Raw genomic sequence first — 26,524 nt, 5'->3', positions numbered from 1 at the left:
TTCCGCAGGGGCGGAACGGGTGGGCACAGCGGACGTAAGCCCCCCCCGCCCTCCGCAACCCCGTTGCCAACGGGGCCCGGGGCGAAGCCCCGGAAACGCCGACGGCGCCCGTACCCAGGGAAGTTGGGTGCGGGCGCCGTCCGCGTACAAGAGAGGCGTCACGCAGGGACGCTGGCCACCCCAGGCCCCAGGAAGCGCTTCCCGACCGCGCGCTCGGACACACCCGCGCGATCCAGGTACGGCGTGATCCCACCGAGGTGGAAGGGCCACCCGGCCCCGGTGATCAGGCACAGGTCGATGTCCTGAGCCTCCGCCACCACACCGTCGTCCAGCATGATCCGGATCTCCTCGGCGATCGCGTCCAGCGCCCGGTCCCGCACCTGCTCCTCGCTCAGCACGGTGTCCCCGACCTGGAACAGCGAGGCGACCTCGGGGTCCAGCTCCTGCGTACCCGGGACGTACAGGTTCCGCTTGCCCGCCTCGACGACCCGCCCGAGGTTCTCGGAGACGCCGAAGCGCTCCGGGAAGGCCGCGTTGAGCGTGCCGGCCACGTGGTGGGCGACCGCGGGGCCGACCAGCTCCAGCAGCACGATCGGCGACATCGGCAGCCCCAGCGGCGCCAGCGCGCGGTCCGCGACCTCGACCGGCGTGCCCTCGTCGATGGACCGCAGCACCTCGCCGAGGAACCGGGTCAGCACGCGGTTCACGACGAAGGCCGGCGCGTCCTTCACGAGCACCGCGGTCTTCTTCAGCGACTTCGCGACCGAGAAGGCGGTCGCCAGCGACGCGTCGTCGGTCTTCTCGCCGCGCACGATCTCCAGCAGCGGCAGGATCGCGACCGGGTTGAAGAAGTGGAAGCCCACGACCCGCTCGGGGTGCTTGAGCTGCGAGGCCATCTCGCTGATCGACAGCGAGGAGGTGTTCGTGGCGAGGATCGCGTGCTCCGGCACGGCCGCCTCGACCTCGGCGAACACCTTCTGCTTGACGCCCATCTCCTCGAAGACGGCCTCGATCACGAAGTCCGCGTCGGCAAAGGCGGTGGCCTTGTCCAGCGAGCCGGTGACCAGGGCCTTCAGGCGGTTCGCCTTGTCCTGGTTGACGCGGCCCTTGAGCAGCAGCTTGTCGATCTCCTCGTGGACGTAGCCCACGCCCTTGTCGACCCGCTCCTGGTCGATGTCGGTCAGCACGACCGGCACCTCAAGGCGCCGCGCGAAGAGCAGCGCGAGCTGCGAGGCCATCAGGCCCGCGCCCACGACGCCGACCTTGGTGACCGGGCGGGCCAGGTTCTTGTCCGGCGCGCCCGCGGGCTTCTTCGCGCGCTTCTGCACGAGGTTGAACGCGTAGATGCCGCTGCGCAGCTCGCCGCCCATGATGAGGTCGGCGAGCGCCTTGTCCTCCTCCTCGAAGGCCGCGCGCAGGTCGCCGTCCTTGGCCTTGGCGATGATGTCCAGCGCCCGGTAGGCGGCGGGAGCGGCGCCGTGCACCTTGCTGTCGGCGATGCCCTTGCCGCGCTCGACGGCCTGGTCCCACGCCTCGTCACGGTCGACCTCGGCGCGTACGACCTCCAGCTCGCCCTTCAGCACGGACGCGGTCCAGCGCAGCGACTCCTCCAGGAAGTCCGCGCCCTCGAAGATCGCGTCGGCGATGCCCAGCTCGTAGACCTGCTTGCCCTTGAGCTGCTTGTTCTGGTTGAGCGAGTTCTCGATGATCACCGAGACCGCGCGGTCGGCGCCGATCAGGTTCGGCAGCAGCGCGCAGCCGCCCCAGCCCGGTACGAGGCCGAGGAAGACCTCGGGCAGCGAGAACGCCGGCAGCGCCTTGGAGACGGTGCGGTACGTGCAGTGCAGACCGACCTCGACGCCGCCGCCCATGGCCGCGCCGTTGTAGTACGCGAAGGTCGGCACCGCGAGGTTCGACAGCCGCTTGAAGACGGCGTGCCCGCCGCGGCCGATGGCCAGCGCGTCCTCGTGCTTCGTCAGCACCTCGACGCCCTTGAGGTCGGCGCCGACGGCGAAGATGAACGGCTTGCCGGTGATGCCGACGCCGACGATGGAGCCCTCGGAAGCCTCCTTCTCGACCTGGTCGACGGCCTCGTCCAGCTTGGCCAGCGACTGCGGCCCGAAGGTGGTCGGCTTGGTGTGGTCCAGGCCGTTGTCCAGCGTGATCAGGGCGAACCTGCCCGCACCGCCGGGCAGGTCGAGGTGGCGCACGTGCGCCTCCGTCACGACCTCGTCAGGGAAGACCTCTGCCGCGCCCTTGAGCGTCTCTGCGATGTTGCTGCTCACTTGTTGCCCTCCCAGTGGGGGTTCTCCCAGATGACGGTCCCGCCCATGCCGAAGCCGACGCACATGGTCGTCAGGCCGTACCGCACGTTGGGCTGCTGCTCGAACTGCCGCGCCAGCTGCGTCATCAGCCGCACGCCGGAGGAGGCCAGCGGGTGCCCGAAGGCGATGGCGCCGCCGTACTGGTTGACCCGCGGGTCGTCGTCGGCGATGCCGTAGTGGTCCAGCAGCGCCAGGACCTGCACGGCGAAGGCCTCGTTGATCTCGAAGAGCCCGATGTCGTCGATCGAGAGACCGGCCTGCGCGAGCGCCTTCTCCGTCGCGGGCACCGGACCGACGCCCATGACCTCGGGCTCCACACCGGCGAAGGAGTACGAGACGAGCCGCATCTTGACCGGGAGCTCGAGCTCCCGCGCCACGTCCTCGGCGGCGAGGAGGGAGGCGGTGGCGCCGTCGTTGAGGCCCGCCGCGTTGCCCGGGGTCACGCGCCCGTGCGCGCGGAACGGCGTCTTGAGCCCGGCCAGCATCTCCAGGGTGGTCCCGGGCCGCATCGGCTCGTCCTGGGTGGCCAGGCCCCAGCCGGTCTCCCCGGCCTCGGCGTTCGTACGCCGCACCGAGACGGGCACCAGGTCGGCCTGGATGTTGCCGTTGGCGTACGCCTTGGCGGCCTTCTCCTGGCTGCGCGCCGCGTACTCGTCGGCACGCTGCTTGGACAGGTGCGGGAAGCGGTCGTGCAGGTTCTCCGCCGTCATGCCCATGAACATGGCGGACTGGTCGACCAGCTTCTCCGACACGAAGCGCGGGTTGGGGTCGACGCCCTCGCCCATCGGGTGCCGCCCCATGTGCTCGACACCGCCGGCCACGACGAGGTCGTACGCGCCGAAGGAGATGGACCCTGCGGTGGTCGTCACCGCGGTCATCGCACCGGCGCACATACGGTCGATGGAGTAGCCGGGAACGGTCTGCGGCAGCCCGGCGAGGATCCCGGCGGTCCGGCCGAGGGTCAGGCCCTGGTCGCCGATCTGGGTGGTCGCGGCGAGCGCGACCTCGTCGATGCGCTCCGGCGGCAGGTCCGGGTTCCGGCGCAGCAGCTCCCGGATGCACTTGACGACCAGGTCGTCCGCGCGGGTCTCGTGATAGATGCCCTTGGGGCCCGCCTTGCCGAACGGGGTACGGACGCCGTCGACGAAGACGACGTCCCTAGCGGTACGAGGCACGTTGGCTCTCCTCCAGGTGCGGTGTGTACGCCGAGCGGCGCGCTTCCCGCCGCCCATGCTACTTGTCGGTAACCACCAGGCAAGAGCCGCCCTGGGTGAGGGGCACACGTCACATCGAGCAGCGGCGAGCAGCCGAGAAATGTCTTCCGCCGCAGCGGCGAGCAACCACGCGCACAAAGCCACCGGCGGTGACAGCGCGAAGCGCGCCGCGGCGACAGCCGGAAAGAAGCCGGCAGCGAAAAGCGGCCGGAGCGGAAAGGCACCGAAGGGCGGCGTTAGCCGTCCTTCGCGGTCAGCTCTCCTTCGCGGCCAACGCCCCCGCGAGGAGCGGGGCCGTCTGGGAGATCTGCCACTCGCGCGCGCCCAGCGCCCGCAGCGCCTCCACGACGCCCTCCTCGGACGCGGCGGGCGGCTGCCAGCACAGCCTGCGCACGGTGTCGGGGGTGAGCAGATTCTCCTGCGGCAGGTCCAGCTCCTCGGCGCGGGCCACCACGGCGGCCTTCGCCGCGGTCAGCCGCGCGGCGGCCGCCGGGTCCTTGTCGGCCCAGGAACGGGGCGGAGGCGGTCCGTTCAACGGCTGGCCCTGCTGGGGCAGCTGCTCCTCGGGCAGCGCCTTCGCGCGCTCCACGGCGGCCTGCCACTGCTCGAGCTGCTTGCGCCCCATGCGGTGCCCGAAGCCCGAAAGGCCGGCCAGCGCCTGCGCGTTGGCCGGGACCGCCAGCGCGGCCTCCACGATCGCCGCGTCCGAGAGCACCTTGCCGGGGGAGACGTCACGCTTCTGCGCGATGCGGTCCCGCGCGGTCCACAGCTCCCGCACGACGGCCATCTGGCGGCGCCTGCGCACCTTGTGCATGCCCGAGGTGCGGCGCCAGGGGTCCTTGCGCGGGGGCGGCGGCGGGGCCGAGGCGATGGCGTCGAACTCCTCGCGGGCCCAGGCGAGTTTGCCCTGCCGCTCCAGCTCCTCCTCGAGCGCGTCCCGCAGGTCGACCAGCAGCTCCACGTCCAGCGCCGCATACCGCAGCCAGGGCTCGGGCAGCGGGCGGGTGGACCAGTCCACGGCGGAGTGGCCCTTCTCCAGGGCATACCCCAGGACGTTCTCCACCATCGCGCCGAGGCCGACCCGCGCGAACCCGGCGAGCCGCCCCGCGAGCTCGGTGTCGAACAGCCTGCTGGGCAGCATGCCTATATCGCGCAGACAGGGCAGGTCCTGGGTCGCCGCGTGCAGCACCCACTCCGCGTCCCCCAGCGCGCTCCCCAGGTCGGAGAGGTCCGGGCAGGCCACCGGGTCGATCAGCGCGCTGCCCGCGCCCTCGCGGCGGAGCTGGATCAGATAGGCGCGCTGTCCGTACCGGTAACCCGAGGCGCGCTCGGCGTCCACGGCGACCGGCCCTCGGCCCCCGGCGAAGGCGGCGATGAGCGCGGCGAGCCCGTCAGCGTCCGCTGTCACCGGGGGGATGCCCTCGCGGGGTGCGAGCAGGGGGACCGGCGCCGGACCCGAGTCGTGGCGGGTGCCGTCGGAAGAGCCCGGGGACGGGGTCTGAGCTGCGGGTGCTGATGCGGTCTCTTGGGCGTCGGTCACCCGTCAAGGGTAGCGGCGCGCACCGACGGCGAAACGCCCGCCGACGGAACGTTCCATCGGCGGGCGTCGCACCGCGTGCACGCGGCGGGCCTCAGTGGATGATGCCGGTGCGCAGGGCCACCGCGACCATGCCGGCGCGGTCGCCGGTGCCGAGCTTGCGGGCGATGCGCGCGAGGTGGCTCTTCACGGTGAGCGCGGAGAGCCCCATCGAGACGCCGATGGCCTTGTTGGACTGGCCCTCGGCGACCAGCCGCAGCACCTCGACCTCGCGGCCCGAGAGCTCGCGCAGTCCGCCGGGGTGACCTGGACCGCCGGGCCCGCCGCCGGGCCGGCGGTGCAGCCTGTTGGCCGCGGCGCCGATCGGGGCAGCGCCGTGCCGGGTGGGCATGGCGCCGCCGAGGTTGTTGCGTGTGCCGGTGACGACGTAACCCTTGACGCCTCCGGCGAGGGCGTTGCGTACCGCGCTGATGTCGTCGGCCGCGGAGAGGGCGAGGCCGTTCGGCCAGCCCGCGGCGCGGGTCTCGGACAGGAGGCTGAGCCCCGAGCCGTCGGGGAGGTGGACGTCGGCCACGCAGATGTCGCGTGGATTGCCGACTCGGGGACGGGCCTCCGCGATCGACGACGCCTCGATGACGTCCCGCACGCCGAGGGCCCAGAGGTGCCGGGTGACGGTGGAACGCACACGGGGGTCGGCGACGACGACCATGGCCGTCGGCTTGTTCGGGCGGTAGGCGACCAGGCTTGTGGGGTGCTCAAGCAGAACAGACACCGGGCCTCCTGGGGAGTGGGACGGAACCGACTCGGCGACCGGGGAACTCCGGACGAGTCGGGGTGTTCCGGGTGGAAGGGTCACTCACTCCTTCGGCAGCTCCCGCGGCCGCCTTTAGAGAAAGATCACGAAACGGTGAGAGCGTTCCCGCGGAATCAAAAGCCCGCTCGACCCCGCCCGCGCCCGCCCCTCCCGAAGCCCCCGCGCCCCTCCCGTACGCCCCGTCACCACTTCTGACGTCACATCAGGTGGTGCTCGTGCCACCCCCTTCCGGTTCCCGCCCTGCCGCGCTGCCGCCGCTGTCGCCGCTCAGGCCGGGCGCGGGCCGCGCCGCTGCGGGAGCGGCACCACGGGGGCGCCGTCGCCGCCCTCCGGCGGGAGGCCCGCGCACTGGCAGAGCAGTTCGCACCAGGCCGTCAGGTGCGCCGCCAACTCCGGTGCCGCGGTGGGCGATCCGCCCTCCGGGGTCCAGCTCGCGCGGAGCTCCAGCTCGCTCTCGGGCGGCCGGTCGCCGAGCCGCCCGAAGAACTGCGAGCCGACACGGGTGACCGTGCCGCTCGGCTCCCCGTACCCGGCCGAGCGCGCCTCCAGGGCGCCCGTCAGCCAGGACCAGGTCACCTCGGGCAGCAGGGGGTCGTCGGCCATCTCCGCCTCCAGCTCGGCGCGGGCAAGCGTGACGATGCGGAAGGTGGACTGCCACGCCTCCTGCCCGTCCGGGTCGTGGAGCAGGACGAATCTGCCGTCCGCCAGTTCCTCCCGCTCCTCCTCCGTACTGCCTCCCGCGCCGCCTGCCGTGCCGCGCGCCGCCAGGACGGTCGCCTCCAGCGCGTAGCTGTGCGGGGCGAGCCGTTGGGGCGCGGGGAGTTCGCTGAGCCGGACCTCCTGCCGCGGCCTGGTGCCGATCAGGGCGTCGACGGCCTGCCGGAAGAGCGGTGGGAGTTGATCCCCGCCCCCCTCCGTACCGCCGCCTGATCCCTCCGTCATCTGTGGTCGAGCCGCTGCCATGGGCGGAAGGGTAGGCGGAAGCGGCGGCCCGTTCGCGGAGGGACACTCGCGGGCGTGCGAGACTTCTGGGCGTGAGTGCCAACGAAAGCCTTGCGGCTCAGCAGACGAATCACGCGCACGCCGCGGACCCCGCCCAGTCGGTCTTTCTGAAGGCGTGCCGGCGCGAGCCGGTCCCGCACACGCCGGTGTGGTTCATGCGGCAGGCCGGGCGCTCGCTGCCGGAGTACCGCAAGCTGCGCGAGGGCATCGCGATGCTCGACTCGTGCATGCGGCCCGACCTCGTCACCGAGATCACGCTGCAGCCCGTGCGCCGGCACAACGTGGACGCCGCGATCTACTTCAGCGACATCGTCGTCCCCCTCAAGGCGATCGGCGTCGGCCTCGACATCAAGCCGGGCGTCGGGCCCGTCGTCGAGCAGCCCTTCCGCAGCCGCGCCGACCTGGACCGGCTGCGCCCGCTGGAGTCCGGCGACGTCTCGTACGTGACCGAGGCGGTCCGCAATCTCACCGGTGAGCTGGGCGGCACTCCCCTCATCGGCTTCGCGGGCGCGCCGTTCACGCTGGCCAGCTACCTCGTGGAGGGCGGGCCCTCGCGCAACCACGAGCACACCAAGGCGCTGATGTACGGCGACCCGGAGCTGTGGGCGGAGCTCGTGGACCGGCTCGCGGACATCACCGCCTCCTTCCTCCAGGTGCAGATCGAGGCCGGCGCCTCGGCGGTGCAGCTCTTCGACTCGTGGGTCGGCGCGCTCGCGCCCGAGGACTACCGGCGCTCGGTGCAGCCCGCCTCCGCGAAGGTCTTCGACGCGGTCGCCCCGTACGGCGTGCCGCGCATCCACTTCGGCGTCGGCACCGGCGAGCTGCTGCACGACCTCGGCGAGGCCGGGGCCGACGTGGTGGGCGCCGACTGGCGGGTGCCGGTGGACGAGGCCGCGCGGCGGGTCGGCCCCGGCAAGGCGATCCAGGGCAACCTCGACCCGGCGCTGCTGTTCGCGCCGAGCGAGGCCGTGGAGACGCAGGCCGGGCGCATCCTGGAGGCCGCGCGCGGGCTCGACGGGCACATCTTCAACCTCGGCCACGGCGTGCTGCCGGACACCGAGCCGGAGGCGCTGACCCGGCTCGTGTCGTATGTGCACGAGCAGAGCGCTCGGGGCTGAGGCGTGGTGCGGCGGGGCTGAGGCGTGGTGCCTCAGCCCCGTGTTCGCGGGTTGCGGGCCTCGGCCCCGTGGGCGGTGAGCTTCGGCCCTGCGGGCCCTAGCCGCGTTCGCGTACCGCTGCGACCGCCTTGCGGGCCGCGACCTGCACGGGGTCCCAGACCGGTGAGAACGGCGGCGCGTAGCCCAGGTCGAGCATGGTCATCTGCTCCACCGTCATGCCCGCGGTGAGGGCGACAGCCGCGATGTCCACGCGCTTGCCCGCGCCCTCGCGGCCGACGATCTGCGCGCCGAGCAGCCGTCCCGTACGGCGTTCCGCGAGCAGCTTCACGCGCATCTCGCGGGCGCCCGGGTAGTAGCCCGCGCGGCTCGTGGCGTCGGCCGTCGCGGTCACGAACTGGAGCCCGGCGTCCTCCGCCTGGGACTCCAGCAGCCCCGTACGGGCGATCTCCAGGTCGCACACCTTGCTGACGGCGGTGCCGACGACGCCGGGGAAACTGCCGTACCCGCCGCCGATGTTGGCGCCGATGACCTGGCCCTGCTTGTTCGCGTGGGTGCCGAGCGCGATGTGCCTGTTGCGGCCCGAGACCAGGTCGAGGACCTCGACGCAGTCGCCGCCCGCGTAGATGTCGGCGTGTCCGCGTACCCGCATGGCCCGGTCGGTGAGCAGCCCGCCCGACTCGCCCAGCGGCAGGCCCGCGTCGCGCGCGAGGGTCGTCTCCGGGGTGACGCCGAGGCCCAGCACGACGATGTCGGCGGGGTGTTCGGCGTCCTCCGTGCACACGGCCCGTGCGCGGCCGTTCTCGTCGGTACGGATCTCCGTGACCGCCGAGCCCGTGAGGGTCGTGATGCCCATGCCGTCCATCGCCTCGTGCACGAGTTTGCCCATGTCGGGGTCGAGGGTGGTCATGGGCTGTTCGGCGCGGTCCAGGACGGTGACCGAGTAGCCGCGCTTCACGAGGGATTCGGCCATCTCGACGCCGATGTAGCCCGCGCCGACGACGACCGCGCGGCGTCCGTTCCGGTGGGTGGGGTTCTTCTCCGCGCGCTCCAGGTCGTCGAGGACCGCCTCGCCGTCCTCCAGGGTCTGTACGCCGTGTACGCCGGCCGCGTCGATGCCGGGGATGGGCGGGCGGACGGGGCGCGCGCCGGTGGCGAGCACGAGGGTGTCGTAGCGCGTCCACTCCTCCGTGCCGTCGCTGCTCCGCGCCTTGACCCGCTTCTTCTCCGGATCGAGCGCGGTCACCTCGGTGTGCGTGCGTACGTCGATGCCGCGCTCGCGGTGCGCCTCGGGGGAGCGGGCGATCAGGTCCTCGCGGTTCTCGACGTCGCCGCCGATCCAGTACGGGATGCCGCAGGCGGAGTACGAGGTGAACGCGCCGCGCTCGAAGGCCACGATCTCCAGCTCGGCGGGGTCGGTGAGCCGCCGAGCCCCGGACGCCGCGCTCATCCCCGCCGCGTCGCCCCCTACGACGACCAGTCGCCGTGCTGCCATCTCTGCTCCTCGCGTGAGTGGTTGCGTCTCCGAGTGCCCAGTGTGCGGTCCCCGCTTTGACCGCCGACCGCTTTGCGCTGTGGGTTGCTCGCCGCCGCTCCCCGCTACTAGCTGTGGGCATTCGTTCCGCAGGGGCGGAACGGGTGGGCACAGCGGACTTGCGCCCCTGCACCCGCCCAGCCACGCACCCAACGGGGCCCGGGGCCCCGCCCCGCAGGGGCCGCGCCGACCCCGTGTCGGCATAAGCCCTGGTCGGGACCTATTAGCGTGGGGGTATGCGCGTAATCGTGGTGGGTGGTGGCATCGCGGGGCTCGCCGCGGCCGAGCGGCTCGTGCGCGACGGCGCCGAGGTCACCCTGCTGGAGGCCGCACCCCGCTGCGGCGGCAAGCTGCTGACCGGCGAGGTCGCGGGCGCGGCCGTGGACCTCGGCGCCGAGGCCATGCTCGCCCGCCGCCCCGAGGGCGTGGACCTCGCGCGCGACGCCGGACTCGGAGACGCGCTGACCGCCCCTGAGCCCGTCGGCGCCGCGATCTGGTCGCGCGGCGACCTCGTCCCCATGCCCAAGGGCCACGTGATGGGCGTGCCCGGCGACCCCGCCGCGCTGGAGACCCTGCTCTCCGCCGAGGGCCTGCAGCGGATCGCCGCCGACGCCGAACTGCCGCCGACCGAGGTCGGCGAGGACGTCGCGATCGGTGAGTATGTGGCTGAGCGGCTCGGACCCGAGGTCGTGGACCGGCTTGTGGAGCCCCTGCTCGGCGGGGTGTACGCGGGCGACGCGTACAAGATCTCGATGCGCGCCGCCGTCCCGCAGCTCTACGAGGCCGCGCGCGCCCACACCTCGCTGCTGGAAGGCGTACGGGAGATCCAGGCGCGGTCGCAGGGGACCTCGGGTGGGCCCGTGTTCGCCGGGATCGAGGGCGGGATCGGGCGGCTGCCCGGAGCCGTCGCCGAGACGCTGCGCGCCGCCGGAGCCGACATCCGTACGGGCACCCCGGCGAAGGGACTCCGCCGCTTCCCCGAGGGCTGGCAGGTCAGCGTGGACGGCGGCGTGCTCACCGCGGACGCGGTGGTGCTCGCGGTGCCCGCCTTCCCCGCGGCGAAGCTGCTCGCGGCGGAGGCGCCGGCGGCCGCATGGGTGCTGGAGGACATGGAGTACGCCTCCATGGCCCTGGTGACCCTCGCGTTCCGCCGCTCTGAGCTGGGGGATCGCGTGCCGGGCGGCAGCGGTTTCCTCGTTCCGCCGGTGGACGGGCGGAACATCAAGGCCGCGACCTTCTCCGCCAACAAGTGGCGGTGGAGCGCTGCTCAGGATCCTTCGCTCTTTCTGCTGCGCGCCTCGCTGGGGCGGTACGGGGACGAGGCCGTGCTGGAGCGCGAGGACTCCGAGCTGGTCGAACTCGCCCTCCAGGACCTGGAGTCGGCGACCGGCCTGACCCACGGACGTACCGCGGCACCCGTCGACGCGGTCGTCACGCGCTGGGACGACGCGCTCCCGCAGTACCCGGCGGGCCACCTGGAGCGGGTGGAGCGTGTGCGCCGGTACGCCGCGCAGGTCCCGGGCCTGGCGGTGTGCGGAGCCGCGTACGGCGGGGTCGGCATCCCCGCGTGCGTGGCCGACGGGCGGCGCGCGGCAGAGGCAGTGACGGGGCGGACCCTGCAGAGGGCCGGACAGAAGAGCGAGTGAGAATAGAGCCATGACTGACGCATCCGAGAGCACGGCGGACAGGACCCCCAACGCGGGCAAGAAGGCGAAGGACCTCAACGAGGTCATCCGCTACACCCTCTGGTCGGTGTTCCGGCTGCGCGACCTGCTGCCCGAGGACCGCGGCGGGTACGCGGAGGAGGTCGAGGAGCTGTTCGCGCAGCTCGCCGCGAAGGACGTGGTGGTGCGCGGCACCTACGACGTGTCCGGGCTGCGGGCCGACGCTGACCTGATGATCTGGTGGCACGCGGAGGACTCCGACGCGCTGCAGGACGCCTACAACCGCTTCCGCCGCACCCGCCTCGGGCGCGCGCTGGATCCTGTGTGGTCGAACATGGCGCTGCACCGCCCCGCCGAGTTCAACAAGTCGCACATCCCGGCGTTCCTCGCGGACGAGGAGCCCCGCGCGTATGTGAGCGTCTACCCCTTCGTGCGCAGCTACGAGTGGTATCTGCTCCCGGACGACGAGCGCCGCACGATGCTCGCCGACCACGGCAAGATGGCCCGCGGCTTCCCCGACGTGCGCGCCAACACGGTGCCCGCCTTCTCGCTGGGCGACTACGAGTGGATCCTCGCCTTCGAGGCCGACGAGCTGTACCGCATCGTGGACCTCATGCGGCACCTGCGGGGTTCGGAGGCGCGGCGGCACGTGCGCGAGGAGGTCCCGTTCTACACCGGGCGCCGCAAGCCGGTGTCCGAGCTGGTGGCAGGGCTCGCATAACGGCCTGATGCATGGGGAAGGGCGGCCGGTCGACCGGCCGCCCTTCGTCTTTTCCGCGTGATGCCCGCCGCTCAGGTGCCCTGCCTGCCCGTCTTCGCGGGCTTCGGCGCGTGCCGCGGCGCGCAGTCCGCGCGCTCGCCCGGCGTCTTGCCGTCCAGCAGGTAGTGCTCCAGGTGCCGGTCGGCGCAGGAGTTGCCGCCGGCGACGCCGTGCGTGCCCGCGCCCTTCTCGGTCACCAGCGAGGAGCCCGGCAGCCGCCGCTGGGTCTCCAGCGCGCCGCCGTACGGGGTCGCCGCGTCCCGCGTCGCGGCGAGCAGCAGCACCGGGGGCAGGCTGCCGTAGGCCGCGCCGACCTCGACGGGCTGCGACTGGGCGCCCTTCCAGTACGCGCAGGGCAGGTTCATCCGCAGGTTCTCCCACGTGTTGAAGGGGGCGACGCGGGTGGAGCGGGTGTTGTCCCTGTCCCAGCGCGACCAGTCGCGGGGCCAGGGCGCGTCGGAGCACTGCACGGCGTTGTAGACGGCGTTGCCGTTCTCGTCGTCCTTCGCCTTCTTCATGTCGGGCTCGGCGATCTTCGACAGCGCCTTGAGGTCGCCCTTGCGGAACTCCGAGAGCGCGGCCGCGTAGGAGGGCCACAGCTGGTCCTCGTACCCGACGTTCACGTAGGCGAGCATCAGCTCGCGCGAGCCGATGGTGCCGCCGGCGGCCTTGCGGTCCAGGCGGCTGCGGACCTCGTCGTACGAACGCTGCACGGCCTGCGCCGAGTCGCCCAGGCCGTAGGCGTCGTGGTGCTTGGCGACCCAGCGCTTCCAGTCGTTCCAGCGGCGCTCGAAGGCGGGGTTCTGCTCCAGGTTGGAGCGGTACCAGACCTTCTCCCTGCGCGGGTCCACGACGCTGTCCAGCACCATCCTGCCCACGTGCCGGGGGAAGAGCGTGGCGTACACCGAGCCCAGGTACGTGCCCCACGAGGCGCCCATGAAGTCGAGCTTCCGCTGCCCCAGCGCGGCGCGCAGCACGTCGAGATCGCGCGCGTTGTCGGGGGTCGTGTAGTGCGCGAGCCGCTTGCCCTGCGCCTTGTAGCAGCCGTCCGCGTACGCCGCGGCCTCCCGGCGCACCTTCCGCTTGTCGGCGGCCGAGGGCCTGCGCGGCGAGTAGTGCGGGCCGCGCTGGAACTCCTTCGGGTCCTGGCAGGACAGCGGCGCCGAGCGGCCGACCCCGCGGGGCGCGTAACCCACCAGGTCGTACGCCTGGTTGAGGCGCTTCCACATGCCGCCCATGACCTTGCCGTACATGGGGAAGACCATGCCGTTGGCGCCGGGCCCTCCCGGGTTGTAGAGCAGCGGGCCCTTCCGCTCCTTCGCCGGGCCCTTGGCGCGGGCGCGGCTGACCGTGAGCCTGATCTTCTCGCCGCCGGGCTTCGCGTAGTCGACGGGCACGGTGACGGTGCCGCACTCGACGTAGCGGGGCAGGCCCTCGGCTGCCGGGCACTTCTTCCAGTCGACCCCGGCCCGCGCGGCGGCCCGCGCCGCTTCGGCCGTGCCGCGCGCCTCCTCGCCCGCGTGCGGGCCGTACTGGGAACCCGCGATGCCGGCCACCGCCGCCCGCGGGTCCTGCCGCCCGGTGTCGGGCGAGGGTACGGGGGCGCCGCCGGCCGGTGCTGCGGTGGCGGCCGTCATGGCCATGGCGCCGAGGGCGGCGGAGATCGCGGCTGCGCGCACGGGGTCCTCGTTCCGGTGTGCTGGGGTCCGGTGATCAAAAACCAAGGACAGTGCGGCAGTTGGGGTGTGTAAAGCACCTTCGGGCGGTGTCGCGGCATACCGCCCGATGTGACGCATGCGGGCGCGCCCGGCTGGGCCCGTTCGCGTCAGTGTTCGTGCGGTGCGTGCCCCGCGTGCCCTTCTCCGCGGTAGCGCAGCCCCATCCCGTTCCGCAGCCGGAACAGGAGCGGCGGCCTGGGCGCGGCGCGCACCCCGTACCAGCGCCGGACGCGTGCGCGTTCGCGGCGGCCCATGGGGTGCTTGACCACCAGCAGCCACTCGGCGAAGTCCATGGCGTCCCTGCGGTAGCCGCCGCTCATCGGACGGCCCCTCGCGTACGCGACGAAGGCGCCGCGGAACTCCTTCTCGCCCAGGATGCGCGGCAGTTCGGGCGCGACCTTGGCGACCACGTCGGCCCGCTTGGCGACCAGCGCCCGGCGCTGCACCTCCAGGCGCTCCGCGTCGAAGCCCTCCGGGTCGGGGCCGCCCGCGACGAGCGAGGAGAGGAGCGCGGTCTGCGCGGCGGAGAGGCGCGCGCGGGCGGCGTCCATGGCGGGCGCGCCGCTCTCGGTGGGCTCAGGCACGGGTGCGGGCCTCCTCAGCGGCGCGGGCCCCGTCCGCCTCCCGTACCACCGCGCGGATCGCGTCCAGCTCGGCGGCGAGTTCGGCGACCGGCGGGAAGTCCTCGTCGCGCTCCAGCATCACGCCCGGCAGGGCGGTGCGGGCGCACAGTTCGCCGAGGACGTCGAGCACAGGACGGGTCACCGGGTGGCCGTGGCTGTCGTGCCAGACGCCGTCCCGCTCCACACCGCCCGCGACGTGCACGTACGCCAGTGCCTCCAGGGGCATCCGGTCCAGCGCGGCGGCGGGCTCCTCGCCGCGGTTCACGTGGTTGGTGTGCAGGTTGGCCACGTCGATGAGCAGCCCGCAGCCCGTGCGCTCGACCACCTCGGTCAGGAACTCGCTCTCGGTGAGCTCCTCGCCTGGCCAGTTGACCAGCGCCGCGATGTTCTCCACCGCGAGCGGCACCGGCAGGGACTCCTGTGCGACGCGGATGTTGGCGCACAGCACGTCCAGCGCGTCCCGTGTGCGGGGCACCGGCATCAGGTGCCCCGCCTCGATGCCGCCCGCGCGCACGAACGCGATGTGCTCCGTCACCAGCGGCGCGTCCAGCGCCTCCGCGCACTCGGCGAGCGCCGACAGGCGCGCGGGATCGGGGCGTTCGGCGCCGCCGAGGCCGAGCGAGACGCCGTGCGGGACCACGGTGGTGCCGCGCCGCCGCAGCCGCTGGAGCGGTTCGGGGAGGTGGCCCGGGCAGAGGTTCTCCGCGACCGCCTCGACCCAGTCGATGCCGGGCAGCCCCTCGATGCCCTCCGCGATCTCGGGCCGCCAGCCGATGCCGGTGCCGAGCGGCGTCGTCGCCTTCACGCGCGTACCTCCCCGTTGTGTCCGTGGCCGTCGGTACGTCGCCGTGCCCCGGCCCTGTGGCTTCTCCTGCCACACAGGGAGAGGACGAATCCCGCGCCCGTGCGGTTCAGAGGCGGATGTGAGGGTGGTACGCGGCGACCGTGCAGGACCCGGGCGCGATCTCCGTGAAGCCCGCGTCCTTCACCAACGGCAGCCCCGACGCGGTGAGTCCGGCCCAGCGCTCGGTGCCGGCCGAGCGCACCGCGAGCGGGAACCCGGCCTCGCGCCAGGCGGCCCGCGCGTCCCCGTCCAGCTCCCACCAGGCGAGCTGCGCGCCGTGCCCGGCCTGCGCCATCGTCTTGCCGGCCGACATCTCCAGCTCCGGGTTGAGCCACAGCACCGGGGCGCCGGGCTCGGGCGCGGCCGGCGGCTCCGGGTCCTCCAGGTCGGTGCCCGAGACCTGGAGCCTGGCCAGGTCCTTGGGCCAGCCGTCCAGGGGCACCGGCGGGAAGACCCGCACCTCCGCCGTCTTCCCGCGCACCGTGATCCCCGGCAGCGCCTCGGCGCGCCGCCACTCGGCGCCGCGCGCCCGCCGCACCACCTTCCGGATGCCGCGCTCCTCCCACAGCCGCACCGTCTTCGCCCAGGCGCCGTCGTCCTCGGTGCTGCGCTCGTCGGCGAGCAGCGTCAGCACGGCGCGCGCCGCGGTCTCCAGCGCGTCGGTACGGGCGGGCGGCGCGGCGCGCTCTATGCGCACCACCAGGGGCAGCACATAGCGGGAGGCGGCGTCCTCTGCGGCCTCCCGCGCGGAGTACGCGGTGGGGTCCTGGGCGGCGGAGCCCTGGTCAGCGGGGCTCTGGTCGGCGGGGGTCGGTGACTCGTTCACGTGTCCAGTTTCCCACCGGGCCCGGCACGCCCGTTCCGCTAGGGTCCAAGCCCATGAGCACGCCCATGAGAGCCGTGAGCACGCCCATGAGACTGCGCGGGGTCGGGCGCCGGTACGGAGCCGCCGGGCCCTGGGTGCTGCGCGACGTCGACCTCGCGCTGCCGGAGGGCGCGCTGCTCCGCTTCGAGGGCGCCAACGGGGGCGGCAAGTCCACCCTGCTGCGGCTGCTCGCCGGGGTGGACGCGCCCAGCGCCGGGCGGATCACCGGGCGCCCGCGCTGCGGCTACGTACCGGAGCGGTTCCCGGCCGCGCTGCCGCTCACCGCGCGGCGCTATCTGACCCGGCTGGCCAGGGTGCACGGGCTGGACAGGGCCGAGGCGGCGCGGGCGGCGGGGGAGTGGCTGGAGCGGTTCGGGGCCGGGCGGTTCGCGGGCACCCGGATGGACCGGCTCTCCAAGGGCAGCAGCCAGAAGGTCGCGGTGGCCCAGGCACTGCTGGCGCGCCCCGGGCTGCTGGTGCTGGACGAGGCGTGGACGGGCCTGGACGCGGCCGCCCGCGCCGAACTCGACCGCGCCGTCGCGGAACGCGTCACCGACGGCGGCACCGTCGCCTTCGTCGACCACGACCCCCGCCGCCTCGCGGGGAGGGCGGACGCCGCGTACCGGGTGACGGACGCCGCGCTCGTCCCCGTACGGCCCGTACCCCCGCAGCAGTCGCAGGCCGCACCCGCCGTCGTGATCGAAGCCGAGGGCCCGCCGGGCGCAGATCCGCCGCCGCTGCCGGGCGGTACGGAGGCCGAGCACGGGCCAGGGGGCACGCTGCGGCTGACCGCGCCCGAGCCGTTCTCGGACGCGGTGCTGCGGGCGCTGCTCACCGCGCGGCCGCCGTGGCACGTCCGTACGGTCACGCGCACGCGAGAAGGGGGCCGGGCGTGAACACCCTTGCCGCGCTGGTCGGTTACCACTTCGCGCTACTGCTCCGCTCGCAGCGCTGGCTCCCGCCGCTGCTGCTGTACGCGGCCCTGCTGGTCGTCGCCGTGCAGTGGGGGCAGCCCGTGCTCGACTCGCTCGGCTATGCGGCCGCCGTCCTCCTGCCGGTGACCGCCTGGCTGGTGCGGATCTGCGTGACCGCCGAACCCGAGGCGGCGCGGCACGTCCTCGCCGCCGCAGCGGGGCCGCGGCGGGTGCACCTGTCCTCGGTGCTCACCGCCGCGGCCGCCGCCTCGGTGTGCGCCCTCGCGGGGACCGCCGGCGTGCTGGCCGTCTGCGACCCGCACACCAATGACCACCGCACGCCCGTGTCCTTGCCCGGCGCCGCGTGCGCGGGCCTGGTCGCCGCGCTGACCTGCGTACTCCTCGGCGCCGCCGTCGGCGCCCTGTGCAGCAGGCCGCTGCTGCGCAGCACCGGGCGCGCGGTCCCGGCCATGCTGCTCGCGGTCCTGCTGGTGCTGGTCTCCGGCGCCTCGCCCGCCAACGCGGCGGTGAGCGGCCTGGTCACGGGGTCCCGTGACGGTACGGTCGCCGTGCCCTGGGCGCCGTGCGCGGCCGGGGTCCTCGCGTTCGCCGCGTGCGCGGCGGTCGCCTGCGCGCCGGCGGGGAGGCGTACGCCGTGAAGCGGGGCGCCGGTCAGTGCCGCCAGGGTCCGGTCACGGCGAAGGTCGTGCCCGGCGTATAGCAGTTCACGAACATCGTGCGCTGGTCGGGCGAGAAGGTGACGCCCGCGAACTCGCCCCACTCCGGCTTCTCCGGGGTGCCGATGTTCTGCCGCCCGCGCGCCATCGGGTAGACCGTGCCGCGCCGGGTCACCCCGAAGACGTGCTGCGCGCCCTCGCCGTCCTCGCACACCATCAGGCCGCCGGAGGGCGCGAGCGTGATGTTGTCCGGCTCGTCGCCGGGTAGCTGCACGTCGGTGTCGGGGCCGAAGACGATCACCAGGGTGAGGCGGCGGCTCCGCGGCTCGTACCGCCAGATCTGCCCGAAGTGGTCCGCCTTCGAGCCCTCCTTGGTCTTCGCGTAGCTGGACACGAAGTACACGCAGCTGCCGCCCCAGTAGCAGCCCTCCAGCTTCTGCGCGTGCGTGATGCCGCCCTTACCGAAGTCCTGGAACCGTACGGGGGTCTCCTTGGCCAGCGGATCGGGGACCTTCACCCACTCGATGCCGGTGAAGGACTTGCCCGTCTCCTGCACCACCGACAGGTCGGGCACGCCCGGCACCCGCATGGCCTGCAGTTCGCCGCCCGCGTGCAGGGAGCCGTGGCCGCCGTTGGGCTTCTCCGGCAGGAAGCGGTAGAAGAGCCCGAAGGGCTTGTCGAACGCGTCCTCCGTCTCGTACACCACGCCGGTACGCGGGTCGAAGGCCACCGCCTCGTGCTGGAAGCGGCCCATCGCGGTGAGCGGTTCGACGGAGGTGGGTCTGCGCCGCGAATACCCCACCTCGAAGATGAAGCCGTGGTCCTTGGTGTACCCCTCCTCACCGGCTCGGAACTCGGTCTCCTCGCAGGTCAGCCACGTGCCCCAAGGGCTGGGCCCGCCCGCGCAGTTGGTGGAGGTGCCGGCGATGGCCACGCGTTCCCGGAGCAGTTCGCCGCGGCCGTCGACCTCCAGGGCCGTGCAGCCGCCCTTGGCCTCCGGGTCGTAGGTCAGCCCCTTCACCGTGGGGACGGGGACCTTGGCGTCCATGCGGTTCTCGTGATTGCGCACGAGCCACGTGCGGCCTTCCCTCGTACCCCGGAAGGCGGCCATGCCGTCGTGGTGGCTGGGCACCTTGCCCTCGCCGCTGCGGAGTTGCTCCCCCTCGCGCGAGAGGATGCGGTATCTGAACCCCTTCGGCAGGTCGAGCACGCCCTTCGGATCCGGCACGAGCGGCCCGTACCCGGAGGCCCCGCCGGTGCCCTGTGCGGCGGCCGTCCCCGAGAACAGCTCGGGGATCGCCCCGGAGAACGCGATGCCCACGCCCAAGGCACCCGACCCAGCCAATACCTGACGTCGCGTCGTCGACATGACCCAGCTCCCTGAATTCCGCATAACCGGACAGGTGACCAGGTGTGTGTACCACGGCCGCGCAGGGGCGGATACGCCCGTGCGTTTGGTTTCTACGCGCGTGCGTGGGGCGCTTCGCGCCCGCAGACACCGACCGCGTGCGGGCGGCCCGCGCCGAGACCGCGGACGGCCGCCGCTGTTGATCGCTTTCCGCTGCGGCGGACAACGATGGCTCCCGCCGGGCGCGGGCGGCCGGTCCCCTTTCCCGCCGGGCGCGGTGGCCCCACCCCCCCTTTCCCGCCGCAGCGGGAAGTCGGCCGGCGGGGCTGGGCGGCGGTGAGAGCGCGGCTTGCGCTGAGGCCGCCGGCGGGTGCCGCTCGGGGCGCTCTCCGCTGCGGCGGGAGAGGCTTCCAGGCGAAGCGGCGCGGAAGAAAGCAGCGGGGGCGTGCCCCTAGCGCGAAGGGGAAGGGCCCGCGGCGTTAGCCGTGGGCGTCGCGGGACAGCGCCGTCAGGCGCGAGATCGCTCGGAAGTACTTCTTGCGGTAGCCGCCCTTCAGCATCTCCTCCGAGAACAGCTCGTCGAAGGGAACGCCGGAGGTCAGCACGGGTATCTCGCGGTCGTACAGCCGGTCCGCCAGCACCACCAGGCGCAGCGCCGTCGACTGGTCGGGCACCGGGCGTACCCCGGTGAGGCAGACCGTGGAGATGCCCTCCGTGAGCGCCCCGTACCGGCTGGGGTGCACCTTCGCGAGGTGGTCGAGGAGCGCGGGGAAGTCGTCCAGCGTCGCCCCCTCCCGCGCGTACGCGGCCTTGGTGACCTCCTCGTCGCTGCGCGGCGCCGGCGCCTCGGGCAGCCCGCGGTGCCGGTAGTCCTCGCCGTCGATGCGCAGCGTGCGGAAGTGCGCCGCGAGGCCCTGGATCTCGCGCAGGAAGTCGGCAGCGGCGAACCGGCCCTCGCCCAGCTTGCCCGGCAGCGTGTTGGAGGTGGCCGCCAGCGCCACGCCCTGCTCGACCAGGCGGGAGAGCAGCGAGGAGACGAGCACCGTGTCGCCGGGGTCGTCGAGTTCGAACTCGTCGATGCACAGCAGCCGGTGGTCCGACAGCGTGCGCACGGTCTGCTGGAAGCCGAGCGCGCCGACCAGGTTGGTCAGCTCCACGAAGGTGCCGAACGCCTTCAGCTCGGGCGCAGCGGGGGTCGCGTGCCAGAGCGAGGCGAGGAGGTGGGTCTTGCCGACGCCGTAGCCGCCGTCGAGGTAGACGCCGCGCGGCCCGCTCGGCGCCGCGCTCTTCGGGGCCCTGCGGAACAGCCGCCCCAGTCCCCCCTTGCCGCCCCCGCCGGAGGCCGTCGCCCCGCCGAGCCCGTCGGCGAAGCCGCCGAGCACCCGCACGGCCTCGGCCTGACTGGGCTGCTGGGGGTCAGGTATGTACGTGTCGAAGCGGGCGGACTGGAAGCGCGGCGGCGGCACCATCTCGGCGACCAGGCGCTCCGCGGGCACATGGGGCTCGCGGGCGCACAGGGACTGCGGGGTCGCTTCGGCGGTGCTGGATATCTGAGCGGGGGAGGTCGACACGCCCCTCATGGTAGTTGCCGCTGACCAGCCGCCGCCGGGCCCGTGTGCCGTGCCACACTGCGCTGCATGCAACGTCTGTTCCCATCTGGTGCATCTCCTGTATTCGTCACAAACAGCACTTCGAACACTTCCGGCCCATCCGGGGCGCATGACTCCGGAACGCACGACCCGGCGCGGGAAGCGGAGGCGGGGGAGCGCTGGAGCCTGGACGCGCTCGCCGAGGAGTACGCCTATCCGCGTACCGCGACTGACGAGAACGGCGCACCCTGGCTGCGCGCGAACATGGTGTCCTCACTGGACGGTGCGGCCCACCACGACGGGCGATCGCAGCCGCTGTCCTCCGACGCCGACATGCGGATCTTCGGGGTGCTGCGGGGCCTCGCCGACGCGGTGGTGGTGGGCGCGCAGACGGTGCGTCAGGAGGGCTACCGGCCCGCCCGCGCCCGGGAGGCGTTCGCCGAGCGGCGGGCCGCGGCGGGGCAGGGGCCCGCTCCGGCCATCGCCGTGGTGAGCGCGAGCCTGGATCTGGACTTCACGCTTCCGCTGTTCACGGCCCCGCTGGTGCCGACCCTGGTGGTCACCGGCGCCGGCGCCCCGCAGGACCGGGTGGCCGCTGCCAGGGAGTCCGGCGCCGACGTCGTGTTCGCCGGGGAGGGCGCCGCGGTGGACCCCGCGCGCATCCCCGGAGCCCTCGCGGAGCGCGGTCTGCGGCGGCTGCTCACCGAGGGCGGGCCGCGCCTTCTGGGGCAGCTGGTGTACGCGCGTGCGCTGGACGAACTCTGCATGACCCTTGCCCCGCGCCTGACTTCGGGTGACGCTGCGCGCATCGTGAACGGCCCCGGGATCGAGACGCCTGTGGACTTCCGGCTCGACGGGGTACTGGAGGAGGCCGGTTTTCTCTTCACTCGATACCGTCGGAGCTGACAATGAACGGAATAAGACGTTCCGCTTAGCCTCTGTTGGGCATGCTGTCAGGCGCAGGCCCCGTGCGACCCACGGGGCAGGATGGTTTCTGTCGGGGCTTCGGGCCCCGCTGGGAAGAAGGGCACCCGTCGTGTTCACGACCGTGTTGATGATCGAGAAGCCGCTGGTGTCCGCCGACGTGGAGCTCGTCACCACCCTGCACGGTGACGAGCACGTGTCCTTCGTCGTGCTGATGCAGCCACGCGGTGACCAGGACAGGCTGCTGCGCGCCCTGGACGACGTGGCGCTCGGCGAGCTGGGCGAGGCCGTCGAGGAGGGCGACGAACCGGAGGGCGGAGAGGCGCTGCAGCCGGCCGAGCGCGCGCTGGAGCACTCGCTGAAGGTGCTGCGGGACACCGGCGCCGAGGCCGTCGGACAGGTGATCCAGAATCACCCGCTGGACGTGCTGAAGTCCGTGGTGGAGGAGTCGGGCGCCGACGAGGTGATCGTGCTGACGGCCCCGCACCTGGTGGAGGAGTTCTTCCACCGCGACTGGGCCTCGCGCGCGCGGCACAAGGTGGGCGTACCGGTGCTCAAGCTGTTCGCGCACACCGACTGAGCGAAGGGGCGTACGGGGCGCGCGGCCCGGGCGGCACGCGGCGGGCGGCGCGGACCCCGGGTACCTGTGTACCGGGCCCCGTACGCCGTCCGTACCACCGCATAAGGTTGGGGCCGGCGTGTCCCGCGCCCCGAATCCGCAGAGTCCTGGAGTTGAGTTCCCGCATGGCAGCAGCCTCGCCCTCCCCCGAGCACCGGGGCGTACCGGCCGATCTGGAGCGGCCGCACTTCATCGGCATCGGCGGAGCGGGAATGTCCGGCATCGCCAAGATCCTCGCGCAGCGCGGCGCCCGCGTGGCGGGCAGCGACGCGCGGGACTCGGCGACCGCCACCGCGCTGCGCGGCCTCGGGGTGACGGTGCACATCGGGCACGAGGCCGGGCATCTCGCGCAGGACGCCACCGCCGTCGTGGTCTCCAGCGCCATCCGCGAGGACAACCCCGAGCTGGCCGCGGCCAAGGAGCGCGGGCTGCCCGTGGTGCACCGCTCCGACGCGCTGGCCGCGCTGATGGAGGGGCTGCGGCCGCTCGCCGTCGCCGGCACGCACGGCAAGACCACCACCACCTCGATGCTGGCGGTCAGCCTCGGCGCCCTCGGCCTCGACCCCTCGTACGCGATCGGCGGCGACCTGGACGAGCCCGGCTCCAACGCGCACCACGGCGTCGGCGAGATCTTCGTCGCCGAGGCGGACGAGAGCGACCGCAGCTTCCACAAGTACGCGCCCGAGGTGGCGATCGTGCTCAACGTGGAGCTCGACCACCACGCCAACTACGCCTCCATGGACGAGATCCACGAGTCCTTCGAGATCTTCGCCGGGCGGCTGCGGGAGGGCGGCACGCTGGTCGTGTCCGCCGACCACGAGGGCGCGCGCGAGTACACCCGGCGGCTGCGCGCGAGCGGGAGCGCCCCGCACATCCTCACCTACGGCGAGGCCGAGGACGCCGACGTACGCGTGCTGAAGATCAGCCCGCAGGGCCTGGCCAGCGAGGTCACCGTGCGGCTGGCGTACGGCGAGGAGCTGACCTTCGGCGTCTCCGTGCCAGGCCGTCACTACGCGCTGAACGCGGTCGCCGCGCTCACCGCCGGCACCGCCATGGACGTCCCGGCGGGCGAGCTGGCCACCGCGCTCGGCACCTACACCGGGGTGCGCCGCCGCCTCCAGCTCAAGGGCGAGGAGCGCGGCGTGCAGGTCATCGACTCCTACGCGCACCACCCCACCGAGATGACCGCCGACCTGGAGGCCATCCGCGGAGGCGCGGGCGAGGGCCGTGTGCTGGTGCTCTTCCAGCCGCACCTCTTCTCCCGCACCCAGGAGCTGGGCACCGAGATGGGCGAGGCACTGGCGCTCGCCGACGCCTCGGCCGTGCTCGGCATCTACCCGGCGCGCGAGGACCCGATCCCGGGCATCACCAGCGCCCTCATCGTGGACGCCGCGGTCGCGGCCGGCGCCGATGTGCGGCACGCCACCTCCCGCGAGGAGGCCCCGGAGCTGGTCGCCGGAATGGCACGCCCGGGCGATTTCGTTCTCACCATGGGCGCGGGCGATGTCACCGACCTCGGTCCCGAGATCCTCGCCCGCCTCGCGGCGACGGACGGCAAGTAGGAGAAGGGGACGGCACCGAGATGGGCTACGAGAAGGACAAGCCGGACGAGCAGTGGCGCGCCGAGCTGACGCCCGCGGAGTACCACGTGCTCCGCGAGGCCGGCACCGAGCGCCCCTTCACCGGCGAATACACCGACACCGAGACGACGGGCGTCTACAACTGCCGCGCCTGCGGGGCCGAACTCTTCCGCTCCACCACGAAGTTCGCCTCGCACTGCGGCTGGCCCAGCTTCTACGACCCGGCCGACTCCGACGCGGTCGAGCTGATCGAGGACCGCTCGATGGGCATGGTCCGCACCGAGGTGCGGTGCGCTTCCTGCGGCTCGCACCTGGGCCACGTCTTCGAGGGCGAGGGCTACGGGACGCCGACCGACCAGCGGTATTGCATCAATTCGATCTCGCTGCGGCTGGAGCCGGAGGGCTCCTCCTCCTAAGGGCTCCCAAGGGTTTTTCGCGTGACCGCCCCGCCCCTCCCGACGGGAGGGGCGGGGCGTTGTGCGTGAGAGGGGATCTCGGCCCGCGGAATATCCGGTGGTGCGGCGGCAGTTCGTTTGTACGCTGCACCCAATCGGTCCGACCCGTCCCCGTCCCCGGAGGCTCTGCTCATGGCGCAGGCGAGAACCGCCGTTCCGTCCCCGTCCGAATCGCCCTCGCGAATACCCGCCGCACCCAGCGGAGTCGACGGCTCCCAGGGCGCGGCTGCCGCGGGAGAGCAGCCGGGCCGTGCGGGCCGCGCGATGGTTCCGGTGCTCGCCTTCGGCGGCATCTCCGTCGCGGTCATGCAGACCCTGCTGGTGCCGGTCGTCGCCAAGCTGCCGCAGCTGCTGTCCACGGCGACCTCCAACGCCGCCTGGGTGATCACCGCGACGCTGCTGTCCGGCGCCGTGGCCACGCCCATCATGGGCCGGCTCGGCGACCTGTACGGAAAGCGCCGCTTCATCCTCGTCAGCCTCGGGCTCATGGTGCTCGGGTCGCTGGTCTGCGGCTTCACCTCCTCGCTCGTGCCGATGGTCGCGGGGCGCGCCCTCCAGGGCTTCGCGATGGGCGCCATTCCGCTGGGCATCAGCATCATGCGCGACGAGCTGCCGCCCGAACGGCTGGGCTCCGCCATGGCGTTCATGAGTTCCTCGCTGGGCGTGGGCGGCGCGCTGGGCATGCCCCTCGCCGCGTACGTGGCCCAGCACACCGACTGGCACGCGCTGTTCTTCGGCGCGGCCGGGCTCGGCGCGGTGGCCATGCTGCTGGTGCTCGCGCTCGTACCGGAGTCCCGGGTGCGCACGCCCGGGCGCTTCGACGTGCTCGGCGCGCTCGGGCTGTCCGCCGGGCTCGTCGCCCTGCTGCTGCCGGTCTCCAAGGGCGGCGACTGGGGCTGGGGCAGCGGGCTCACGCTGGGCATGTTCGGCGCGGCCGTGGTGATCTTCCTGCTGTGGGGCGTGCTGGAGCTGCGGGTCAGGGACCCGCTGGTCGACCTCCGTACGACCGCGCGCCGCCAGGTCCTGCTGACCAACCTGGCCTCCATCGCCGTCGGGCTGGCCTTCTACGCGCTGACGCTGGTGCTGCCGCAGCTACTGCAACTGCCGCGCGCGACCGGGTACGGGCTCGGGCAGTCCATGGTCGTCGCCGGGCTCTGCATCGCGCCGATGGGCGTCGCGATGATGCTCGTCTCCTCGCTGTCCGCGCGGCTGTCCGCCGCGCGCGGGCCCAAGACCTCGCTGATGACGGGGCTCGTGCTGCTCGCCGTCGCGTACCTGTCCGGCATGGCGCTGATGGGCGCCGTGTGGCAGGTGGTCGTCACCTCGGTGCTGGTGGGCATCGGCATCGGGATCGCGTACTCCGCGATGCCCGCGCTCATCATCGGCGCGGTCGACCCGTCCGAGTCCGGCGCGGCCAACGGGCTGAACACGCTGATGCGTTCCATCGGCACGTCCACGTCGAGCGCCGTGATCGGTGTGGTGCTGGCGAACATGACGGTGGGGTTCCGGGGTTCGTCCGTGCCCGGTCTCGACGGGTTCCGTACGGCGTTTCTGATCGCTGCGGGGGCCGCGGTGCTGGGGCTGGTCATCGCCGCGTTCCTGCCGGGGCGTGGGGCCGCGGCCTCGCGGGTTGCCGCGCCTGCGGTTGCGTCTCCGGGTGCGCCCGTGGTCGAGCAGCCGGTCGCGGAGGCTGATCTCGCCTCGCTGCGCGGGCATGTGCGGGGTGCGGACGGGGAGCCGCTGGCCGGCGCGAGCGTCACGCTTGTCGATCACGGTGGGCGTCAGCTCGGTGTCGTACGGACCGAGGCTGACGGCTCCTATGCGCTGGCGCTGCCCGAGGGCGGGCGCGGGCGCGCGGGGGCGGTGCTGGTCGGGTCGGCGCCGGGGCATCTGCCGAAGGCCACGCCGTTCGGCGCGCCGGAGCCCCGGGGCGGGCGCTACGACATCCTGCTGCGGCCCGCGGGCACGCGGGTGCGGGGGACCGTACGGGCGCGTGGCGGGCGCCCGTTGGCCGAGGCGCGGGTCACCCTCCTCGACGCGAACGGCGAAACGGTGGCGAGCGGGGTCACGGGGGAGGACGGCGGCTACGACTTCACCGGAGTGCCGGAGGGGGAGTACACGATCGTCGCGGGCGGATTCGGCCCAGTGAGCGAGCCGGTTTCGCTGCGGGGGGCCGATGTGGAGGGGCACGTGCTCCGGTTGGTTTGAGCGCGCGTGTTGAGCGTTGCGTCGTGACCGCCGGTCGGGTGCGCTTTTGGTTGCTTGCCGCTGCGGCGGGATGTGGGTGGGTGGTTGCGCCCGACTTTGTGAGTTACGGCCCGCCCGGAGACGCTCCGCGCCCCCGGTCGGGCCTCCGCCCGGTCTGCGGCGTCCCCGGATTGCGTACGAGCCGTCACGCCGGGTC

20 protein-coding genes and 1 pseudogene are annotated in these 26,524 nt (G+C 73.3%); 10 read left to right on the top strand and 11 right to left on the bottom strand.

Annotated elements, in window-relative coordinates:
• Window positions 1-158: 158 nt before the first annotated feature.
• The 5 genes from ABEE00_RS15440 to ABEE00_RS15420 all read right to left on the bottom strand — a co-directional run bounded on the left by ABEE00_RS15440 (window position 159) and on the right by ABEE00_RS15420 (window position 6,852).
• Window positions 159-2,285, bottom strand: coding sequence for a 3-hydroxyacyl-CoA dehydrogenase NAD-binding domain-containing protein (locus tag ABEE00_RS15440; RefSeq protein WP_345746030.1), 2,127 nt, complete (start codon window positions 2,283-2,285; stop codon window positions 159-161).
• Window positions 2,282-3,499: a thiolase family protein gene (locus ABEE00_RS15435; RefSeq protein ID WP_345746029.1), complete on the bottom strand. Its 1,218-nt coding sequence runs from the start codon at window positions 3,497-3,499 to the stop codon at window positions 2,282-2,284. The genes ABEE00_RS15440 and ABEE00_RS15435 overlap by 4 nt, the downstream gene beginning before the upstream one ends.
• Window positions 3,500-3,791: 292 nt before the next feature.
• Window positions 3,792-5,078, bottom strand: coding sequence for a ribonuclease D (locus tag ABEE00_RS15430; protein WP_345746028.1), 1,287 nt, complete (start codon window positions 5,076-5,078; stop codon window positions 3,792-3,794).
• Window positions 5,079-5,169: 91 nt separating this feature from the next.
• On the bottom strand, window positions 5,170-5,847 hold the full coding sequence (locus ABEE00_RS15425; RefSeq protein WP_345746027.1) for a response regulator transcription factor: 678 nt from the start codon (window positions 5,845-5,847) through the stop codon (window positions 5,170-5,172).
• A gap of 309 nt (window positions 5,848-6,156) precedes the next feature.
• Entirely contained in the window at window positions 6,157-6,852 is a 696-nt protein-coding gene (locus tag ABEE00_RS15420) for a DUF3000 domain-containing protein (protein ID WP_345746026.1), read from the bottom strand.
• Window positions 6,853-6,923: 71 nt separating this feature from the next.
• Here ABEE00_RS15420 and hemE point away from each other — a divergent pair, with 71 nt between their 5' ends.
• Window positions 6,924-8,009, top strand: a complete 1,086-nt coding sequence (gene hemE, locus ABEE00_RS15415) for a uroporphyrinogen decarboxylase (protein WP_345746025.1) — start codon at window positions 6,924-6,926, stop codon at window positions 8,007-8,009.
• A 97-nt stretch (window positions 8,010-8,106) separates the two neighbouring features.
• Here hemE and ABEE00_RS15410 read toward each other — a convergent pair whose 3' ends face one another.
• Complete coding sequence (locus tag ABEE00_RS15410) at window positions 8,107-9,501, bottom strand: FAD-dependent oxidoreductase (protein WP_345746024.1); 1,395 nt, start codon at window positions 9,499-9,501, stop codon at window positions 8,107-8,109.
• Window positions 9,502-9,776: 275 nt separating this feature from the next.
• On the opposite strand from ABEE00_RS15410, the gene hemG reads away from it, so the two are divergent.
• Both hemG and hemQ read left to right on the top strand, forming a co-directional pair.
• Window positions 9,777-11,186, top strand: a complete 1,410-nt coding sequence (gene hemG, locus ABEE00_RS15405; protein ID WP_345746023.1) for a protoporphyrinogen oxidase — start codon at window positions 9,777-9,779, stop codon at window positions 11,184-11,186.
• 10 nt (window positions 11,187-11,196) lie between these two features.
• A complete protein-coding gene (gene hemQ / locus ABEE00_RS15400; RefSeq protein ID WP_345746022.1) occupies window positions 11,197-11,925 on the top strand; it encodes a hydrogen peroxide-dependent heme synthase in 729 nt (242 codons plus the stop codon).
• 71 nt (window positions 11,926-11,996) lie between these two features.
• Here hemQ and ABEE00_RS15395 read toward each other — a convergent pair whose 3' ends face one another.
• The 3 genes and pseudogenes from ABEE00_RS15395 to ABEE00_RS15385 all read right to left on the bottom strand — a co-directional run bounded on the left by ABEE00_RS15395 (window position 11,997) and on the right by ABEE00_RS15385 (window position 15,975).
• Window positions 11,997-13,643, bottom strand: coding sequence for an alpha/beta hydrolase (locus tag ABEE00_RS15395; protein ID WP_345746021.1), 1,647 nt, complete (start codon window positions 13,641-13,643; stop codon window positions 11,997-11,999).
• Window positions 13,644-13,789: 146 nt separating this feature from the next.
• Window positions 13,790-15,110: pseudogene (locus tag ABEE00_RS15390) on the bottom strand (multinuclear nonheme iron-dependent oxidase).
• Window positions 15,111-15,216: 106 nt separating this feature from the next.
• The gene (locus ABEE00_RS15385; protein WP_345746020.1) at window positions 15,217-15,975 is read right to left on the bottom strand and encodes a peptidyl-tRNA hydrolase; all 759 of its coding nucleotides are present in this window, start codon (window positions 15,973-15,975) and stop codon (window positions 15,217-15,219) included.
• Window positions 15,976-16,028: 53 nt separating this feature from the next.
• On the opposite strand from ABEE00_RS15385, the gene ABEE00_RS15380 reads away from it, so the two are divergent.
• Together ABEE00_RS15380 and ABEE00_RS15375 are read left to right on the top strand one after the other, a co-directional pair.
• A complete protein-coding gene (locus tag ABEE00_RS15380) occupies window positions 16,029-16,910 on the top strand; it encodes an ATP-binding cassette domain-containing protein (RefSeq protein WP_451918586.1) in 882 nt (293 codons plus the stop codon).
• Window positions 16,907-17,587 (top strand): ABC transporter, encoded by a 681-nt coding sequence (locus ABEE00_RS15375; RefSeq protein WP_345746019.1) that lies wholly within the window; start codon window positions 16,907-16,909, stop codon window positions 17,585-17,587. The genes ABEE00_RS15380 and ABEE00_RS15375 overlap by 4 nt, the downstream gene beginning before the upstream one ends.
• 13 nt (window positions 17,588-17,600) lie before the next feature.
• On the opposite strand, the gene ABEE00_RS15370 is transcribed toward ABEE00_RS15375, so the two are convergent.
• Entirely contained in the window at window positions 17,601-18,974 is a 1,374-nt protein-coding gene (locus ABEE00_RS15370) for an alkaline phosphatase PhoX (RefSeq protein ID WP_345746018.1), read from the bottom strand.
• A gap of 458 nt (window positions 18,975-19,432) precedes the next feature.
• Window positions 19,433-20,533: a cell division protein ZapE gene (zapE, locus tag ABEE00_RS15365; protein ID WP_451918585.1), complete on the bottom strand. Its 1,101-nt coding sequence runs from the start codon at window positions 20,531-20,533 to the stop codon at window positions 19,433-19,435.
• 57 nt (window positions 20,534-20,590) lie between these two features.
• On the opposite strand from zapE, the gene ABEE00_RS15360 reads away from it, so the two are divergent.
• The 5 genes from ABEE00_RS15360 to ABEE00_RS15340 all read left to right on the top strand — a co-directional run bounded on the left by ABEE00_RS15360 (window position 20,591) and on the right by ABEE00_RS15340 (window position 26,328).
• Entirely contained in the window at window positions 20,591-21,448 is an 858-nt protein-coding gene (locus ABEE00_RS15360) for a pyrimidine reductase family protein (RefSeq protein WP_345746016.1), read from the top strand.
• Window positions 21,449-21,578: 130 nt separating this feature from the next.
• Window positions 21,579-22,046 carry an indole-3-glycerol phosphate synthase gene (locus ABEE00_RS15355; RefSeq protein WP_345746015.1) on the top strand — a complete coding sequence of 156 codons (468 nt, stop codon included), beginning with the start codon at window positions 21,579-21,581 and terminating at the stop codon, window positions 22,044-22,046.
• 164 nt (window positions 22,047-22,210) lie between these two features.
• Window positions 22,211-23,647 carry a UDP-N-acetylmuramate--L-alanine ligase gene (gene murC, locus ABEE00_RS15350; protein WP_345746014.1) on the top strand — a complete coding sequence of 479 codons (1,437 nt, stop codon included), beginning with the start codon at window positions 22,211-22,213 and terminating at the stop codon, window positions 23,645-23,647.
• Between the two features lie 20 nt (window positions 23,648-23,667).
• Window positions 23,668-24,081: a peptide-methionine (R)-S-oxide reductase MsrB gene (gene msrB / locus ABEE00_RS15345; RefSeq protein ID WP_345746013.1), complete on the top strand. Its 414-nt coding sequence runs from the start codon at window positions 23,668-23,670 to the stop codon at window positions 24,079-24,081.
• A 303-nt stretch (window positions 24,082-24,384) separates the two neighbouring features.
• Window positions 24,385-26,328 carry an MFS transporter gene (locus ABEE00_RS15340; protein ID WP_345746198.1) on the top strand — a complete coding sequence of 648 codons (1,944 nt, stop codon included), beginning with the start codon at window positions 24,385-24,387 and terminating at the stop codon, window positions 26,326-26,328.
• The last annotated feature ends 196 nt before the right edge of the window (window positions 26,329-26,524 follow it).

The organism is Streptomyces odontomachicola, assembly GCF_039605595.1.
In the GTDB taxonomy this organism is placed as follows: Bacteria; Actinomycetota; Actinomycetes; order Streptomycetales; family Streptomycetaceae; genus Streptomyces.
This window is presented reverse-complemented; position numbering and strand designations above follow the sequence as displayed.